Consider the following 16,339-nt stretch of genomic DNA (forward strand, 5'->3'; position numbering starts at 1 on the left):
GTCCGTCGTGAAGGCCTACCAGAAGCGCACGTCCGGCAGGTGTAGGATCATGAAGCCGCTCCCCCATCAAGAAATCCTCGCGGTCGTCGATCAAGACGACAACATAATCGGCACTTGCGCCCGGCATATCGTGCACGCCTCGGGCATGATGCACCGAGCGGTGCATATCCTGGTATTCGACGATTCCGGCCGCCTGTTCCTGCAAAAACGCTCGATGCGCAAGGATCTGAATCCGGGGCTCTGGGACACCTCGGCCGCCGGCCATGTCGATGCGCATGAAGATTATGATGCCAGCGCGCTACGAGAGTTGCGCGAAGAACTCGGTATAGAGCGCGGCGATCCGATGATACTGCTTTTCAAAATTCCGCCGACACTTGAAAACGGCATGGAGTTCGTCCAGGTTTACCGAGTCACTCATAATGGTCCATTTGTTTTGGCCGCCGATGAGATTGACGACGGCAACTGGTTTACGCAGGAGGAGATCGACGCCCGCGTGCAGGCTGATGACATGCTGTTGACGCCGACCTTCAAAATTCTTTGGCGGCAATGGGGAACAGTTGGCACTTGACGCCACCTACCCCGCTTCGATTGAGTGCGGTCAAGCTCCGCACGCACCCAACAAATCAACCCTGCAATGCGCCGCGTATCACTGCCACGATCATTCTGACGGTCTCATCATCCAGTTCCGAACAAATTGGTAAGGACAAACACTTTGCCGCAACCTGTTCGGTCACCGGCAGACAGACGCCGGCGCATTCTTCCTTGAACACGTTTTGCCGATGCAGCGGCACCGGATAATAAATCGCGCAACCGATTTTCTTTTCCTGCAAGGCATTCATCACCTCGTCGCGGCGATCGCATAACAAGGTGTACTGATGGTATACATGCTCTCCGACGCCGTCCTCGTAAGGCGTGGTCAACGGCAGGTCGGCCATCAGTTCCGAATACAGATGCGCGGCGCGGCGGCGAGCCTGATTGTATCGATCGATACGTTTCAGCTTCGCGCGCAGAATCACCGCCTGCATTTCATCGAGACGGCTGTTGTAGCCGATGATGTCGTGATAATAGCGCACTTTCGAGCCGTGATTGTGCAGCATCTTGATGGTTTCTGCGGCCGTGTCCGAGTTGGTTACGACCAGGCCGCCGTCGCCGTACGCGCCGAGGTTTTTGCTTGGAAAAAAGCTGTAAGCCCCCGCGTCGCCAATCGCGCCGGTCTGTTTGCCGCCGATCGAGGCGCCGAACGACTGGCAGCAGTCCTCGATCACTATCAAATTATGCTGTTTACAGATATCGGCGATCCGCGTCATATCTGCCGGCTGCCCGAACAGATGCACCGGCATCACCGCCCGGGTTTTAGGGGTAATCGCCCGCTCGATCGCATCCGGTGAAATGTTGAAGGTAAGCGGATCGATGTCGACAAACACCGGCTTCGCACCGACATAGCAGATCGCCTCGGCGGTCGCGATGAACGTGAACGCGGTTGTGATCACTTCGTCGCCGGGCCCGATGCCTTCCGCGATCAGCGCCAAGTGCAGCGCATCGGTGCCGGAGGCGACGCCGATCGCATGTTTGACGCCCAGATAATCGGCGCATTCCTGCTCGAAAGCCTGCACGTTCGGCCCGAGGATGAACGAGCAGTTCGCTATCGTTTCGGCCAGGCCGCGCTCGACCTCATCCTTGATTTCGGCGTACTGCGCCTTCAGATTTACCATTGGTATCATGTTATCTGCCTAAATGTCTCATAAATAGTAGGGTGGATAAGCGAAGCGCATCCACCACGGAAAGGCCAGCGTTGGTGGATGCGCTTCGCTTATCCACCCTACGCATAATCTTAATTCAACAGTTCCGTAATCTTTATCGCAGTCGCCAGCGCTCTTCTGCCCGCCTCACCCGGCACCAACGGTTTTTCGCCGTTTTGGATGCAGGCGACAAAATGCCTGATTTCTTCGAGCAAGGCATCGCTGGTCGCAAATACCGACTCTTCGGTCACGATTTCGGGAATGCCGGGAAACATCTCTTTGTCGCCGGTGCGGTGCTTGGTCAGCACGCGGTTCTGGAAATCGACCGACACATACGAAGACGGCCGGAACAGCCGCATCTTGCGCTCCAGTTTCATGCTGATCCGGCTCGCGGTCACGTTTGCGACGCAGCCGTTCTTGAACTGCAAACGGGCGTTCGCGATGTCGGTGCCCTGGGTCAGCACCGCGGTACCGCTCGCGTCGATCCGTTCGACTTCCGAATCGACCAAGGCTAGAATGATGTCGATGTCATGGATCATTAAATCGAGCACTACGCTGACATCGTTCGCGCGCGGATTGAATGGCGCCAGCCTGTGCGATTCGATAAACAGCGGCTTCTCTTCCTTGTCGAGCCCGAGTACGGCTGGGTTGAAGCGTTCCAGATGACCGACCTGCAAAATCCGGTTTTTTTCATGCGCGATCGCGATCAATTCGTCGGCTTCTTCGAGCGTGACGGTAATCGGCTTTTCGACCAACACATGCGCCCCGGCAAGCAAAAAATCCTTCGACACCCGATGATGCAGCGTCGTCGGCACGACCACGCTGACCGCATCGATCTGCCCCAGGAGTTCCCGATAATCGGTCAACGCTTGTGCGCCGTGTTTTTCCGCAATGTTGCGGGCGGCCGTTTGATCGATATCGACAACCGCGATCAATTCCGCATCCGGCAGCGAGGCATATTTTTCCGCGTGATACTTGCCGAGATAACCCGTACCGATCACCGCGCATTTTAATTTTTTCATCTGTTTTTTTCCGGCTATCCTCGTCGGCACGTAATTAGCAAGGCCGTTTTGCCGACGCAACAAAGCGTCCATTGTAAAGGAAGCGTTGATTTAAGCAAATGGCGCTCTTGCGCAAATCGTCATCGATGCTAGCCGTTTTGAGTCCGGCAAACACTGCCGAAAAACCCGAGCATTTTCGGCCCGGACTGAAAAAATCCGCCCGTCCTCACCTCCCCAAGAATCGAGCCCGGCCAATCCGCCAATTTATGTTATCCTATAGGGCTTGGTTTTTTTCTTAAATTGCCATATCACTTTATGCGAACTCGCGTTAAAATTTGCGGTTTTACTCGCACCGTGGACGCGGTGCAAGCGGCCAGGCTCGGCGCCGATGCGATCGGTTTGGTGTTTTATCCGCCAAGCCCCAGGAATATCGATATCGACCAGGCGCTTCGGATAACCGCCGCGCTGCCCGCTTTCACGACGGTCGTCGCGCTGTTCGTCGATGAGCAGGAAGCCAGGATACGCGAAATTCTGCGGAAAGTACCGATCGATTGTTTGCAGTTTCACGGCGATGAACCGGCCGAAGCGTGCCGGATTTACAACAAACGCTATATCAAGGCGGTCAGGGTAAAACCTGAAACCGATATAGCGGAACTCGCGCGGCGCTATCACGATGCGGCAGGTTTGCTTTTGGATGCCTGGCATCCCGATGCGAAAGGCGGCACCGGCAGCCTGTTCGATTGGACAATGATTCCCGGGCAGTGCGGCTTGCCGATCATTTTGGCGGGCGGACTGCATGCGGAGAACGCAGGCGATGCGGTACGGACGGTCAAACCTTATGCGCTGGATGTCAGCAGCGGTGTGGAAACGGCCAAAGGTATCAAGGATGCGGCCAAAATGGCGGCGTTTTTGACAGAAGTTAATAAGGGTGACAGAACGAATTATGACAGACAAATATAACATGCCCGATGCCCGCGGCCATTTCGGCCCTTATGGCGGGACCTTCGTTGCGGAAACGCTGATCAGGCCTATTCAAGAGCTCAATGAAGCCTATCATCGCTATTTGCAGGACCCGGACTTCCAGTCCGAACTGGATGCCGATCTGCAGCATTATGTCGGCCGGCCTTCGCCTTTGTATCATGCCGAACGCTGGAGCCGCGAACTCGGCGGCGCGCAGGTTTATCTGAAACGCGAAGACCTGAACCACACCGGCTCGCACAAGATCAACAACACGATCGGGCAAGCCTTGTTGGCCAAGCGCATGGGCAAGACCCGGATCATCGCCGAAACCGGCGCCGGTCAGCACGGTGTCGCGACCGCCACCGTCGCGGCTCGCCTGGGCCTCGAATGCGTCGTGTATATGGGCGCGGTCGATGTCGCACGCCAATCGCTGAACGTGTACCGGATGAAACTGCTCGGCGCGAAAGTCGTCGCAGTCGAATCCGGCTCGAAAACGCTGAAAGACGCGCTAAACGAAGCGATGCGCGACTGGGTCACCAATGTCGACAATACCTTTTACATCATCGGCACGGTCGCGGGACCGCATCCCTATCCAGCGATGGTCCGCGACTTTCAGACCGTAATCGGCCGCGAAGCAAAGCAGCAATGTCTCGATGCAACCGGTCGCCTACCCGATGCTCTGGTCGCCTGCGTCGGTGGCGGCTCAAATGCAATCGGCCTTTTCTATCCTTTCATCGATGATGAGACGGTCAAAATGTATGGTGTCGAAGCGGCCGGCGACGGCATCGAAACCGGACGCCATTCGGCCCCCCTCTCGGCGGGGCGACCCGGCGTGTTGCACGGCAACCGCACTTATCTGATGGCCGATGACGACGGCGAGATCATCGAAACCCATTCGATTTCGGCAGGACTCGATTACCCGGGCGTCGGCCCCGAACACGCCTGGCTGAAAGACACCGGCCGCGCCAATTATGTCAGCATCACCGATAACGAAGCGCTCGAAGGCTTCTATGCGCTGACCCGGATGGAAGGCATCATTCCGGCGCTCGAATCGAGCCATGCAATGGCCTATACGATGAAACTGGCGCCGACGATGAACAAAGACCAGACCATCATTGTCAACCTGTCCGGCCGCGGCGATAAAGACATGCAAACGATGGCCAAACGCGAGGGAATTTTACTGTGAGCCGATTAGCCGCCAAATTCGAAGAACTTTCCAAAAACGGCCGCAAGGCGCTGATCCCCTTCATTACCGCGGGCGATCCGAACCCCAATTTCACGGTGCCGATGATGCACGCAATGGTGAAGGCGGGCGCCGACATCATCGAACTGGGCGTGCCGTTTTCCGATCCGATGGCTGACGGCCCGGTGATTCAACGCGCCAGCGAGCGTGCGCTCGCGCACAAGATGAGCCTCCGGCGCACGTTGGCGATGGCGATCGAGTTTAGAAAAACCGATTCGGCCACGCCATTGGTGTTGATGGGTTATTTGAACCCGATTGAAGCGATGGGCTACGAAGACTTCGCAAATGCGGCTCAGCGCGCCGAAGTCGACGGTATATTGACCGTCGATCTGCCGCCCGAGGAAGGCGAGGAATGCGGCGCCTTGCTGAAAGCGCGCGGCATAGACCCGATATTTTTGTTGGCGCCGAACAGCAGCGCCGAGCGGATCAAAAAAATGGGCGAAATCGGCGCAGGCTATCTGTATTATGTGTCGCTCAAAGGCGTTACCGGTGCGGGCCATCTGAATGCCGCCGACGTGGCGCAAAAACTGAAAGAAATCCGCGCAAATGCGATCCTACCGGTCGGTATCGGCTTTGGCGTGAAGGATGCCGCAACCGCGAAAATCGTTGCGGCCCTGGGCGACGGCGTAGTGATCGGCAGCGCACTGATCAGCCGTATCGAGGCGAATCTGGACAATCCCGAACGAGCAAAAAACGAAATCGTCGAGATGTTGGCCGCGATGCGCCAGGCGATGGATAATTAGAAGACAACCGCGTCACGACGCAACTACGAGGCATATAACTAATGAGTTGGTTTCAGAAACTGGTTCCTTCGACGATCAGAACGGAGTCCTCCAACAAGAAAGGCACCGTGCCGGAAGGGTTATGGAATAAGTGCCCGAACTGTAATGCGATTCTTTACAATCTGGAACTGGAAAGAAATCTGCACGTCTGCCCGAAGTGCGAACACCATATGCGCATTTCGGCGAGAACTCGCCTGGAGATTTTTCTGGACGAGGACGGCCGCGAGGAAATCGGCAAAGGCGTCAAGCCGACCGATCCGTTGAAATTTCGAGACAGTAAAAAATACAAGGACCGCATCATCCAGGCACAGAAACAAACTAAGGAAAGCGATGCGTTGGTGGTGATGAAAGGTAAGCTAAAGGGTGCCGACATCGTCGCGGCCGCGTTCGATTTCAACTTCATGGGCGGTTCGATGGGTTCTGTCGTCGGCGAGCGCTTCATCCGCGGCGTCAATAAAAGCCTGGAACTCGGCTGTCCTTTCATCGTGTTTACCGCGAGTGGCGGCGCCCGAATGCAGGAATCGCTGCATTCGCTGTTCCAGATGGCAAAAACCAGCGCCGCGCTGACCAAATTGTCCGATGCGGGCATTCCCTATATTTCGTTCATGACCGACCCGACCATGGGCGGCGTATCGGCGAGCCTCGCGATGCTCGGCGACATCAACGCGGCCGAACCGAACGCGCTGATCGGTTTTGCCGGTCCCCGCGTGATCGAGCAGACCGTGCGCGAAAAACTGCCGGAAGGCTTTCAGCGTAGCGAGTTTTTGCAGGAACACGGCGCGGTCGACATGATCATCGATCGCCGCGACATCCGCGATAAAATCGCTAGTGTCTTGAGCATGTTGTCACCGGTCAAAATCGAGCCCTTGGCGCGCCTGGAATATCTGCAGGAACCCGAACCGGAAAGCGTTGATGACGCAACCGGAGAAAGCCAAATCACGGAACAAGACGAGTAATCGGTTACGGCCGGATCGTTGATGCCGCGTTTCAATACGCTAAAAGAGTGGCTGAACTGGCAAGAAAGCCTGCATCCTTTAGCAATCGACCTGGGCCTGGAGCGCGTTGCGCGCGTTTTTGATGCGCTCGCTCCCGATTACCGGAAACCGGTCACGATTACCGTGGCCGGCACCAACGGCAAAGGCTCCTGCGTCGCCTATCTCGAAACGATTTACCGGACGCAGGGCTACAAGGTCGGCGCCTACACCTCGCCGCATATTTTACGCTACAACGAACGCATAAAAATCGACGGCAATCCGGCCGCCGACGAATTGATTTGCGAAGCATTTGCCCGAATCGAAACAGTTCGTCAAAACATCTCACTCAGCTATTTTGAATTCAGCACGCTGGCCGCGCTCGATATCTTCTCGCGTAGCGCTGTCGATGTTCAGATCTTGGAAGTCGGCATGGGCGGTCGGCTCGATGCGGTGAATATCGTCGATCCGGATGTCGCATTGATCAGCAGCATAGGCATCGATCATGTCGATTGGCTCGGCCAGACCCGCGAAGCGATTGGCGCCGAAAAGGCCGGCATCTTCCGCGCCGCGACGCCGGCGATCGTCGGTGACCCGGAACCGCCCGTCTCGCTGATACAATGCGCCCAAGACAAACACGCCAGACTGTTTTGCATTGGCAAGGAGTTCGGCTATCAAAAAACCACAAACAGTTGGAATTGGCGTTTCGGAAACCAGCGGCTGGAGAACTTGCCGCCGCCGGCTCTGAAAGGCGAACACCAATACCGGAACGCATCATCGGCGATCCTTGCGGTCAAGCAATTATCGGCGACCCTGCCCGTCGATATCGAAGCTATCCGCCAGGGCCTCGAAAATGTAAAACTGGCGGGCCGTTTTCAATTAATTGATGGTAAAATTCCTCTTTTGCTGGATGTGGGGCATAACCCTGAGGCCGTAAAAACCTTAGTCGCATATCTGCGGGAACATTGTCAGCAGAAACGAGTACGCGCGCTATTTTCGATGATGAAAGACAAGGATATCAAAAGCGTGCTCGAGCTGATGAGCCCTCTCGTCTACGACTGGTTTTTCGCGCCGCTGACGAATCCCCGAGCGGCCAATGAGGCGCAGATGCGCGCCGTTTTCGAACAATGCGGCATCGCTACTGCGCATTTTGGCTTTCAAAATTTTAACGAGGCGTTTGCCGCCGCAAAAAATCAGCTGCAAGAAGGCGATCTGCTCCTGGTTTTTGGATCATTTTTTTTGGTATCCGATTGCCTCTCTGCGCTAGACAAAGGTAAATGACGAAATGGATCAAGAACTGAAACAACGATTGATCGGAGCGGCTGTCGTCACCGCGCTCGCCGCCATTTTTATCCCGATGCTGTTCGACGATCCGGTCGACACAAGCGGTCAGGCGGTCAGCGAAATGACGATTCCGGAACCGCCGACCAACGCGCCGAATGGCCCCGAAAGCAAATTGCCGGCCAATGCGGCCGACGTCGATAACGCCGCCGGCCCTGGAAATCCGTCCACCGACAACCCAACACCCAACGCATCGCCTGTCAATGCGGCAGATATTGAACGCGTCGAACCTGGGTTACAAGAACCCCCTGTCGATTACGAACCTCCCGCGGAAGTTGACCCCACCCTGGAAAAACATCTCGATCAAGCGGCCGAGGGTCAACCGGTGACAGATCTCGAAGATCAAAAAAGCCTTGAAAAGGCTGGCGCTATCGACAGCGCCGGCGCGCAAGACGAACCCGTGGAAGACGCCCCAGTGCTGGAGGCGCCCCCACCCGCCGCTGTTACTGAAATAAAAAGTGCGCCCCCCGTCGCTGCAACAAAAAAAACGTCGGTAAAGACGACGCCCGCGCCGATCAAACCTCAGGTTGATTCGAGTAAAGCCAAGCCGGCTCCGACTAAACCGGCCGTAACGTCGAAAACACCGGCGGCGAAAACAGCTGCGGGATTCGAACGCTGGTATGTACAGGCCGGCAGTTACGCCAAGAAAGAAAACGCCGTGTCGCAATGGGAAGCTCTGCGCAAGCAAGGTCTGCCGGCGACACTGGAAACCCAGGCCACCGACAAAGGCACAATTTACCGACTGAGAGTCGGCCCTGAATTGAGTAAACAACGCGCGGTCGATATCAAGAGTCGCCTGAGCCAGCAGAACATCAAGTCGATCATCATTACCGAATAATGACGCCGGGCCAATTCGCGCAGCAACTCTTCACCCAAATGATCTGGATAGACTACGCGATCTCCAGTCTAGTGGCGATATGCTTATTGATCGGCCTGTTGCGCGGCGCCGGGGCGGAAATGCTGTCGTTGTTCAATTGGTCGTTGGCGAGCGCAATCGGCTGGTTTTTTGCCGGCGACTTTACCCGGCTGATCGCTTCGTCGATCGCCGACCCGAACGCCCAAATCGCCGCCGCCTTTGTGATCATGTTTTTGATCACACTGATGATAAGCGGTTTAGTGTGTTTTTTGATAGCTTACGAAAAAAAGAAAAGCCGCATTTCGCTCGCCAGCCATATCGCGGGCTTTCCGGTCGGCTTTCTGCGCGGGCTGATTCTGGTCAATCTCGGCGTGATCATCGCCGGCCTGACGCCGTTGCCGAATCAAAACTGGTGGCATGAATCCAGAATGATCCCGCCCTTTCAAATCAGCACAACCTGGTTCATGCATCATTTTCCGTCCGGACTCTCCGGTTATCTCCATTACCGTTAATTTCTAAGGCTAAGATTTATCATCATGTGTGGTATTGCTGCAATCGTTTCCCATCAATACGTCAACCAGGATTTGTTCGACGCGCTCACGGTGCTGCAACACCGAGGACAGGATGCCGCCGGGATCGTAACCTGCGAAAACGGACGCCTGCATTTACGCAAAGAAACCGGCTTGGCCCGCGACGTGTTCACCAATGCGCAAATGTTGAAACTGCGCGGCAACATGGGCATCGCGCATGTGCGCTATCCGACCGCCGGTTGCACCAGCTCGGCCGAGGCGCAACCGTTTTATGTAAACTCGCCATTCGGCCTGACGCTTGCGCACAACGGTAACCTGACCAACACCGATGAGCTGAAAAAAGCATTATTCGTCGAGGATCAGCGTCATATCAACACCGACTCCGATTCGGAAGTGCTGTTGAACGTGTTCGCGCACGAACTGCAAAACCTCGGCAAGCTAAATTTGACTGTCGACGATGTCTTCGCAGCGGTACGCGGCGTACATCGCCGCTGCCGGGGCGCCTATGCAGTCGTAATCATGATCACCGGCTTCGGCATATTGGGTTTCCGCGACCCGCACGGCATACGGCCGGTCGTGTACGGCGAACGCAAAACCGATAAAGGCTCCGAATTCATGATCGCCTCCGAAAGCGTCGCGCTCGATGTGCTCGGCTTCGAACTGATCCGCGATATCGAGCCCGGCGAAGCGGTCTTCATCGAAGAATCCGGCGAACTGCATACCCGGCAATGTTCCGACACGGTCGATCATTGTCCCTGCATCTTCGAATATGTTTATTTCGCACGCCCCGACTCAATCATCGACGACATTTCGGTCTACAAAGCGCGTCTACGGATGGGCGAAAAACTGGCCGAAAAAATTCAGCGCGAATGGCCCGATCACGACATCGACGTCGTGATTCCTATTCCTGATACCAGCCGTACTGCGGCGCTGCAAATGGCCAACCGGCTCGGCGTCAAATTCCGCGAAGGCTTCATCAAGAACCGCTACATTGGCCGCACCTTCATCATGCCCGGCCAAAAAATGCGGCAGAAATCGGTCAAGCAGAAATTGAATGCGATCGGTCTGGAATTCGAGGGTAAAAACGTGTTGCTGGTCGATGATTCTGTGGTCAGAGGCACCACCTCCGAACAAATCATCCAGATGGCGCGTGACGCCGGCGCAAAAAAAGTTTACTTCGCTTCCGCCGCGCCGCCGGTCCGCTACCCGAACGTTTACGGCATCGACATGCCCGCCGCGCATGAGTTAATCGCGCATAATCTGTCCGAGGAAGAAGTCGGCAAAGCAATCGGCGCGGACCGAATGATTTATCAAGATCTACAAGATTTGATCGATGCGGTCCGCAAAGGCAATCCCCACATCAAGCATTTCGACACATCCTGCTTCAGCAAGGAATACATTACCGGCGATATAGACGATGCCTATCTCGACCATATCGAAGGCTTGCGTAATGACCATGCGCAAAGCGAGCGCAATGCCGAAAATTTCATCATTGAAATGCAGAATTGTGAATAACGGACATCCCATGAAAGACATCGACTGGAACGACTACGCTCTCGAAACCCAAGCCATCCGCGCCGGCCATCACCGCACGCAGGAAGGCGAGCACAGCATCCCGATCTTCCCGACCTCCAGTTATGTCTTCAACAGCGCTGAAGAAGCCTCTCTTCGTTTTACCGGCCAACTTCCCGGCAACGTCTATTCGCGCTTCACGAATCCGACCGTTACCGCATTTCAGGAACGGCTGGCGTTGATGGAAAAAGGCGAACGCTGCCTCGCGTTTGCTTCCGGCATGGCCGCGATCATGGCGGTCGGTATGGGGCTTCTTAAAACCGGCGATCACGTGGTCTGCTCGCGCGGCGTGTTCGGCAATACGGTGCTGTTGTTCCAGAATTATTTCGGTAAATTCGGCGTCGAGACCGATTTTATCGAGCTGACCGATCCCGCCGCCTGGGAGGCGGCGATCCGGCCTAACACGCGCTTTTTATTCCTCGAAACGCCGTCCAACCCGTTGACCGACATCGCCGACATCGCCGAACTTGCCGGCATCGCGCACCGGCACGGCTGCCTGTTGGTCGTCGATAACTGTTTCTGCACCCCTGCCCTGCAAAAACCGTTGACCCTCGGCGCGGACATCGTCGTGCATTCGGCGACCAAATATCTGGACGGCCACGGCCGCTGCATCGGCGGCGCGGTCGTTGCGAACCATGAAATCATCGAAAAATCCATCTATCCTTATCTCCGCACCGGGGGCGCGACAATGAGCCCGTTCAACGCATGGACTTTCCTGTCCGGACTCGAATCGCTCGCGGTCAGAATGAAGGCGCATTGCGACAATGCGCTGGCGCTTGCCGAATGGCTGGAGCAGCAACCCGGTGTCGCGAAAGTCCATCATCCCGGCCTTTCGTCTCATCCTCAGCACGAACTGGCAAAAAAGCAGCAGACTCATTTCGGTGGCATCGTCAGCTTCGAACTGACCGGCGGCAAGGATCACGCCTGGAGACTGATCGATGCGACTGAAATGATCTCGATCACCGCGAATCTCGGCGACGTGAAGACCACGATCACCCATCCCGCAACCACCACGCACGGCCGCCTGACGCCCGAAGCCCGCACCGCGGCCGGAATCAAGGACGGACTGGTCAGGGTTTCGGTGGGACTTGAGAATATTGAGGATATTAAGAAAGATATTGCCCGAGGTTTATAGAACTCATATCTGCCAACCCAACATCATCCTAACTATTCCGCGAAAACCCCACGCTCTCGCGTGGGAGCAGTTCAGATTATCGATTTTTGACCTACGCACAAAATATGCCGGTTCTAAAATTCCTACCGGAAAAGTATAATTCTGGACATTTCCTTTTTATTCTCCCCATTCTCATGCCAATCCAATTTTTAAACTTACATCATGCCAGCGTCATTGTTTCGAATACCGAAAAATCATTGGTATTCTACAACAAGGTGCTCGGGCTCAAACAAATCGAACGCCCCCCGTTGCCGTTTCCAGGCGCCTGGTTGCAAGTCGGCGAGTCCGGAATCCAGCAAATCCATCTGCTCGAACTCGACAATCCCGACCCTACCACAGGACGCCCGGAACACGGCGGCCGCGACCGGCATATCGCGCTGACGGTTGCTTCGCTGAATCCGGTGCTGGAGTCACTGGAATACAATCAAGTCCGTTACTCGCTTAGCATATCGGGACGTAGGGCGCTGTTTTGCCGCGACCCGGATGGCAATACGATCGAAATCATCGAGCAGGTACAATAGAAACTGCCTGCAAACCCGCGAGCTAATCGGCAGCCCCAAAATGTCGGATCACAGTTTCAACCGTACACTCAATAACCCATGGCTATTGCACGGTTATGAAAATGCAGAGGAAACTATCCGGATTCCTGACCTGGATTTGGAACGGCCGTTACAACACTTGTACGAAGAAGTTTTTTCATGAAAAAATCCTCGCTTCCGTTTCAATCCAGCGAGCGGACCGGCTGATGTCCGAAGATCTTTATATTTCGTCCTTTCCGACCCAGATTTCTACAATCGGCGTTTCGTAAGCGCCAAAACGGTCTAGCAGACTCTCAGGCTGACTTTCCACAATCAGCATCGCACGATGCGACCGGCGAATAAACTGTTCCGCTTGCGCATGATCCAAAAATTCGATCAACGGGTCGTAATAGCCTTCGACATTGAGTAAACCGCAAGGTTTGCCGTGAAAGCCTAGTTGAGCCCAGGTCCAAATCTCGAAGAGTTCCTCAAGTGTGCCGAGGCCGCCCGGAAGTGCGATAAAACCATCGGATAATTCCGCCATCAACGTCTTACGTTCGTGCATGGATTGTGTGACATGCAGTTCGCTCAGTTGATAATGGGCAACTTCTTTACGCATCAGGGCTTCGGGTATCACGCCGACCGCCTTGCCGCCAAGCCGCAGCATATGATCCGCGACCGCGCCCATGATGCCGATGCTCGCGCCGCCGTAAACGAGGCCAATATTACGGCTTACCAGCGCTTCGGCAAGCGCGCGGGCAGCAACGGTATAGGCATCGAGCCGTCCTGGACTGGAGCCGCAATAGACGCAGATATTTTTTAGCGGGTTCATATCATCCTGTAGGGGAGCCGATGGTTCAACATTTTTTGCGGCATCGGTAGCTGTGTCTTGGCGTGTGGCCGCAATTCCGCTAACGCCTCACAGGTTTCACTTAGGAAATTATTTTGTTGCCATGGCGTTGCCAGGTGTTTAAATTTCAGCAGATTTGATATCCGCTTGGCGGGTAAATTCAGCTAAAGCAGATTTGTCAGTTGCCGGTCATGCGCGCGGCTCAATGTCATCAGCGCCAGCGTTGCCCCTGCCAGTGCAAACGCCATGTCGGATTGCGTATCCCACGGGTAGCCTTGCGTGCCGAGAAAGGCTTCGGCGCCATCTTCGCTAAATAATGCGGCCCACCACTCAATCATTTCGTACACAGCGCTGAGCGCCAGACAAAAACAAACTATCATAAAATTTAGCCAATTTCGGGTACGAACAACATCGTTTCTAATCAGAATTTCCCGGCTTACGATCGCAGGATTGAAGCCTTGCATGAAATGGCCGAGTTTGTCGTAATTGTTTCGTTCAAAGCCGAAAATTTCTTTAATTGTATCGAACAGAGGCACTTCCGCGTAGGTGTAATGGCCGCCGATCAGCAAAATGATGCTGTGCGCGAGAATCAGACAGTAGGCTAGCGGCGTTAATGGAAAGCGTTTTCGGGTCGAGATCACCACGATCATGCCGAAGAAGGCGGGAAATGTTTCCAGAATCCAGGTCGGATAGTCTTTCGGGTAAATGCCCGACCAGATGAAAATTACCGAGAAGAGCGCGAGTCCGGTTTTGTACATCGGCAAAGGTTTGGCGAGAATCCTTGACAGAGTTGAATCCGCTGATTGCTGTGATTATCGCAAAGCGGGGGCATTTTTTTCATGCCTGCATCCTAATGCACTAAGTCGGTCACGCAAAACTAACCTTTCGGCCCACACAATCAGCCGAAAATATCTAACACATTAAGCCGCGTCAGGACAGAAAGAGATAAATAGCGCGCCGAGCTCTTTTGATCGCTTCATCGTCATCTTCCGCGGTCACATTGATAATCGATCTCAACTGGTTGCCGAAAAACACTCGCAAATGATAGCCGTAATTGTCGTAGACTAACTCCGCATCATTCCATTTTTCAACGATTCGTAACATAAATACTCCTTATTCGAGCCAAATAATTTATTCAAGCAATAGTACTTAAAAATATTAGCAGAAATTATGCCACTTGCTATTTTTGCTATGATTCGGCGGATTTTCTCGCAAACGCGCCGCTAAAAATGCAAAGTGGCAATAAATTAACGGTTGCTTTCACCCTGATGATGGTTTTTTTCAATCGATTGCAGATGATTATCTTCCCGCCAAGATGAATGCCAGATGAATCGCCGTAAATCGTCTGTTGCCGCCACCGCCATATAGGATTAACAATATTCATCAGCCGACTGAAAGTCTTTACGTCTGTAACTTATTGCAAAATTATCAACCTGTCCAATTCGCATTATCATAGAAGATAGGTTTTTATGCAAATAATGCCGTTATACTGTCATATGGGCAAATACTGACAAACTGACCGGATTTTCGAGCCCATGCAAAGCCGCAATCGCAGAAAACTATCCGACTAAATCCATATCTTTATTTGCGGGAAAGAGATACTGGCCAAAGGGTTTAAAATAATTGATAGTCACCAAAAGGCTTAACTTATTAAAGCGGGGAGTGAATGACAACCCCAACACGTTCTGAATGATAGCGATTAAGTGCTTCTCATGAAGTTCGTTTGCAATAGGCATTCTGTAAATCAACGACTTGCACTATCCGAGTAACACAAACGAATTTCCCGTTGCCCACTTATTGATATTCAGCAATTGCGAAGTCTTGGAATTTTGCTTATTGATTCTACTTCAGGGAACCTCTAAAAATCCGGTTTGGCTCAGCATCCTGGCCTGAAGCAGCGAAAATCTTCAGATTTCGCCTGCCGATGGTGGCGAATTCGTCGCGACGTTGTCTGGCAACCGCCTTTAACAAAGGATATTGCCTCTTTTAGGCTAGCGCGGACAGACCTATCCCTTGCGCTACGGGTGCCTTTTTCGTGAAATTGGCTATCGATCCGTTGTTCCTCCAGGTGGGCTTCGTGTTCTTGCGAACGGTAGGCGCTGTCTGCGTAGACCGCGCTCTTCCTGCCCTGGGCATCGGTGGTTTCGGTATCCAGTAATGCCTCGAATACTTGGCTGTCGTGAACGTTGGCGGGTATGACCCGGTAGTGTTGGATCAGCTTGGTAGACTCGTCGGCGTTGATGGGGTTCTTATAGCCGTAGTGTTTTTCCTCGTTCTTTTGGGTCCAACGGGCGTCGGTGTCCTTTTGCCGCCGCCGCAGGGCTTGTTCCGGCTCGTCCCAGCCCGCGGGGATTTCGCCCGCCTTGACTTTGGCGTTCTCGTCCCGGCTGTTGCGCTGGCGCGGCACTTCGACGAAAGTCGCGCGATCATCTGCCCCGTTGTCGCCACATAACCCCACTGCGCCAGTTGTTCCTTGAAGCGCTCGAACAGGACTTCGGTCAACCCCAGTTCGTTGAGCCGTTCCCGAAAAGCCCACACCGTCTTGGCATCCGGTACGCGATCATGCATTTCCAGGCCGGGAAACCGCACTTGTACCCCGTGGGTATGAAGCTGAGCCGGTCTCGAATTTGAAACTCCTGCTTGTCGTCGGATAGATTGTCGTACAGATGCTGTAGGATTAGCACCAATGCCGTTAAGTTAAGAAGAAAGCTCCCTCTCCTGCTGGAGAGGGTTGGGGTGAGGAGGATCAAAAATAAGGAAAAATACTTTATTTTGATCCCCTCATCCCAGCCTTCTCCCGAA

The 16,339-nt window shown here is 54.2% G+C and carries 18 protein-coding genes; 11 read left to right on the forward strand and 7 right to left on the reverse strand.

Translation table 11 applies throughout. The features are described 5' to 3' along the window. Window positions 1-49: 49 nt before the first annotated feature. Window positions 50-568 carry an NUDIX domain-containing protein gene (locus tag U2W12_RS07590; protein WP_326500067.1) on the forward strand — a complete coding sequence of 173 codons (519 nt, stop codon included), beginning with the start codon at window positions 50-52 and terminating at the stop codon, window positions 566-568. Window positions 569-623: 55 nt separating this feature from the next. Here U2W12_RS07590 and U2W12_RS07595 read toward each other — a convergent pair whose 3' ends face one another. Next, window positions 624-1,721, reverse strand: coding sequence for a DegT/DnrJ/EryC1/StrS family aminotransferase (locus tag U2W12_RS07595; protein ID WP_326500068.1), 1,098 nt, complete (start codon window positions 1,719-1,721; stop codon window positions 624-626). A gap of 110 nt (window positions 1,722-1,831) precedes the next feature. Beyond that, window positions 1,832-2,761, reverse strand: coding sequence for a Gfo/Idh/MocA family oxidoreductase (locus tag U2W12_RS07600; protein WP_326500069.1), 930 nt, complete (start codon window positions 2,759-2,761; stop codon window positions 1,832-1,834). A gap of 294 nt (window positions 2,762-3,055) precedes the next feature. Between U2W12_RS07600 and U2W12_RS07605 the strand changes: the two genes are divergently transcribed. The 10 genes from U2W12_RS07605 (at window position 3,056) to U2W12_RS07650 (ending at window position 12,690) form a co-directional block, all read left to right on the forward strand. Beyond that, entirely contained in the window at window positions 3,056-3,700 is a 645-nt protein-coding gene (locus tag U2W12_RS07605; protein ID WP_326500070.1) for a phosphoribosylanthranilate isomerase, read from the forward strand. Continuing rightward, window positions 3,684-4,886, forward strand: a complete 1,203-nt coding sequence (gene trpB, locus U2W12_RS07610) for a tryptophan synthase subunit beta (RefSeq protein WP_326500071.1) — start codon at window positions 3,684-3,686, stop codon at window positions 4,884-4,886. Before U2W12_RS07605 ends, trpB begins: the two co-directional genes overlap by 17 nt. After that, the gene (gene trpA, locus U2W12_RS07615) at window positions 4,883-5,686 is read left to right on the forward strand and encodes a tryptophan synthase subunit alpha (RefSeq protein WP_326500072.1); all 804 of its coding nucleotides are present in this window, start codon (window positions 4,883-4,885) and stop codon (window positions 5,684-5,686) included. Before trpB ends, trpA begins: the two co-directional genes overlap by 4 nt. Window positions 5,687-5,727: 41 nt before the next feature. Beyond that, window positions 5,728-6,681 carry an acetyl-CoA carboxylase, carboxyltransferase subunit beta gene (accD, locus tag U2W12_RS07620; protein WP_326500073.1) on the forward strand — a complete coding sequence of 318 codons (954 nt, stop codon included), beginning with the start codon at window positions 5,728-5,730 and terminating at the stop codon, window positions 6,679-6,681. A 21-nt stretch (window positions 6,682-6,702) separates the two neighbouring features. Next, entirely contained in the window at window positions 6,703-7,977 is a 1,275-nt protein-coding gene (gene folC / locus U2W12_RS07625) for a bifunctional tetrahydrofolate synthase/dihydrofolate synthase (RefSeq protein WP_326500074.1), read from the forward strand. 4 nt (window positions 7,978-7,981) lie between these two features. Continuing rightward, the gene (locus U2W12_RS07630; protein ID WP_326500075.1) at window positions 7,982-8,875 is read left to right on the forward strand and encodes an SPOR domain-containing protein; all 894 of its coding nucleotides are present in this window, start codon (window positions 7,982-7,984) and stop codon (window positions 8,873-8,875) included. After that, on the forward strand, window positions 8,875-9,405 hold the full coding sequence (locus tag U2W12_RS07635; RefSeq protein ID WP_326500076.1) for a CvpA family protein: 531 nt from the start codon (window positions 8,875-8,877) through the stop codon (window positions 9,403-9,405). The genes U2W12_RS07630 and U2W12_RS07635 overlap by 1 nt, the downstream gene beginning before the upstream one ends. Window positions 9,406-9,429: 24 nt before the next feature. Further along, on the forward strand, window positions 9,430-10,938 hold the full coding sequence (gene purF / locus U2W12_RS07640) for an amidophosphoribosyltransferase (protein WP_326500077.1): 1,509 nt from the start codon (window positions 9,430-9,432) through the stop codon (window positions 10,936-10,938). A gap of 10 nt (window positions 10,939-10,948) precedes the next feature. Then, window positions 10,949-12,130 carry an O-succinylhomoserine sulfhydrylase gene (locus U2W12_RS07645; RefSeq protein ID WP_326500078.1) on the forward strand — a complete coding sequence of 394 codons (1,182 nt, stop codon included), beginning with the start codon at window positions 10,949-10,951 and terminating at the stop codon, window positions 12,128-12,130. A gap of 173 nt (window positions 12,131-12,303) precedes the next feature. Next, entirely contained in the window at window positions 12,304-12,690 is a 387-nt protein-coding gene (locus U2W12_RS07650; protein ID WP_326500079.1) for a VOC family protein, read from the forward strand. Window positions 12,691-12,928: 238 nt separating this feature from the next. On the opposite strand, the gene U2W12_RS07655 is transcribed toward U2W12_RS07650, so the two are convergent. The 5 genes from U2W12_RS07655 to U2W12_RS07675 all read right to left on the reverse strand — a co-directional run. After that, window positions 12,929-13,519, reverse strand: a complete 591-nt coding sequence (locus U2W12_RS07655) for a TIGR00730 family Rossman fold protein (RefSeq protein ID WP_326500080.1) — start codon at window positions 13,517-13,519, stop codon at window positions 12,929-12,931. 182 nt (window positions 13,520-13,701) lie between these two features. Beyond that, on the reverse strand, window positions 13,702-14,295 hold the full coding sequence (locus U2W12_RS07660) for a DUF2238 domain-containing protein (RefSeq protein WP_326500085.1): 594 nt from the start codon (window positions 14,293-14,295) through the stop codon (window positions 13,702-13,704). A 172-nt stretch (window positions 14,296-14,467) separates the two neighbouring features. Further along, on the reverse strand, window positions 14,468-14,641 hold the full coding sequence (locus tag U2W12_RS07665) for a hypothetical protein (protein WP_326500081.1): 174 nt from the start codon (window positions 14,639-14,641) through the stop codon (window positions 14,468-14,470). Window positions 14,642-15,413: 772 nt separating this feature from the next. Beyond that, entirely contained in the window at window positions 15,414-15,995 is a 582-nt protein-coding gene (locus U2W12_RS07670) for a transposase (RefSeq protein ID WP_326500082.1), read from the reverse strand. A 40-nt stretch (window positions 15,996-16,035) separates the two neighbouring features. Further along, window positions 16,036-16,339 (reverse strand): hypothetical protein (locus U2W12_RS07675; protein WP_326500083.1); only part of this gene is annotated, 304 nt, incomplete at its 5' end.

Source organism: Methylomicrobium sp. Wu6 (genome assembly GCF_035916875.1).
Lineage (GTDB): Bacteria > Pseudomonadota > Gammaproteobacteria > Methylococcales > Methylomonadaceae > Methylomicrobium.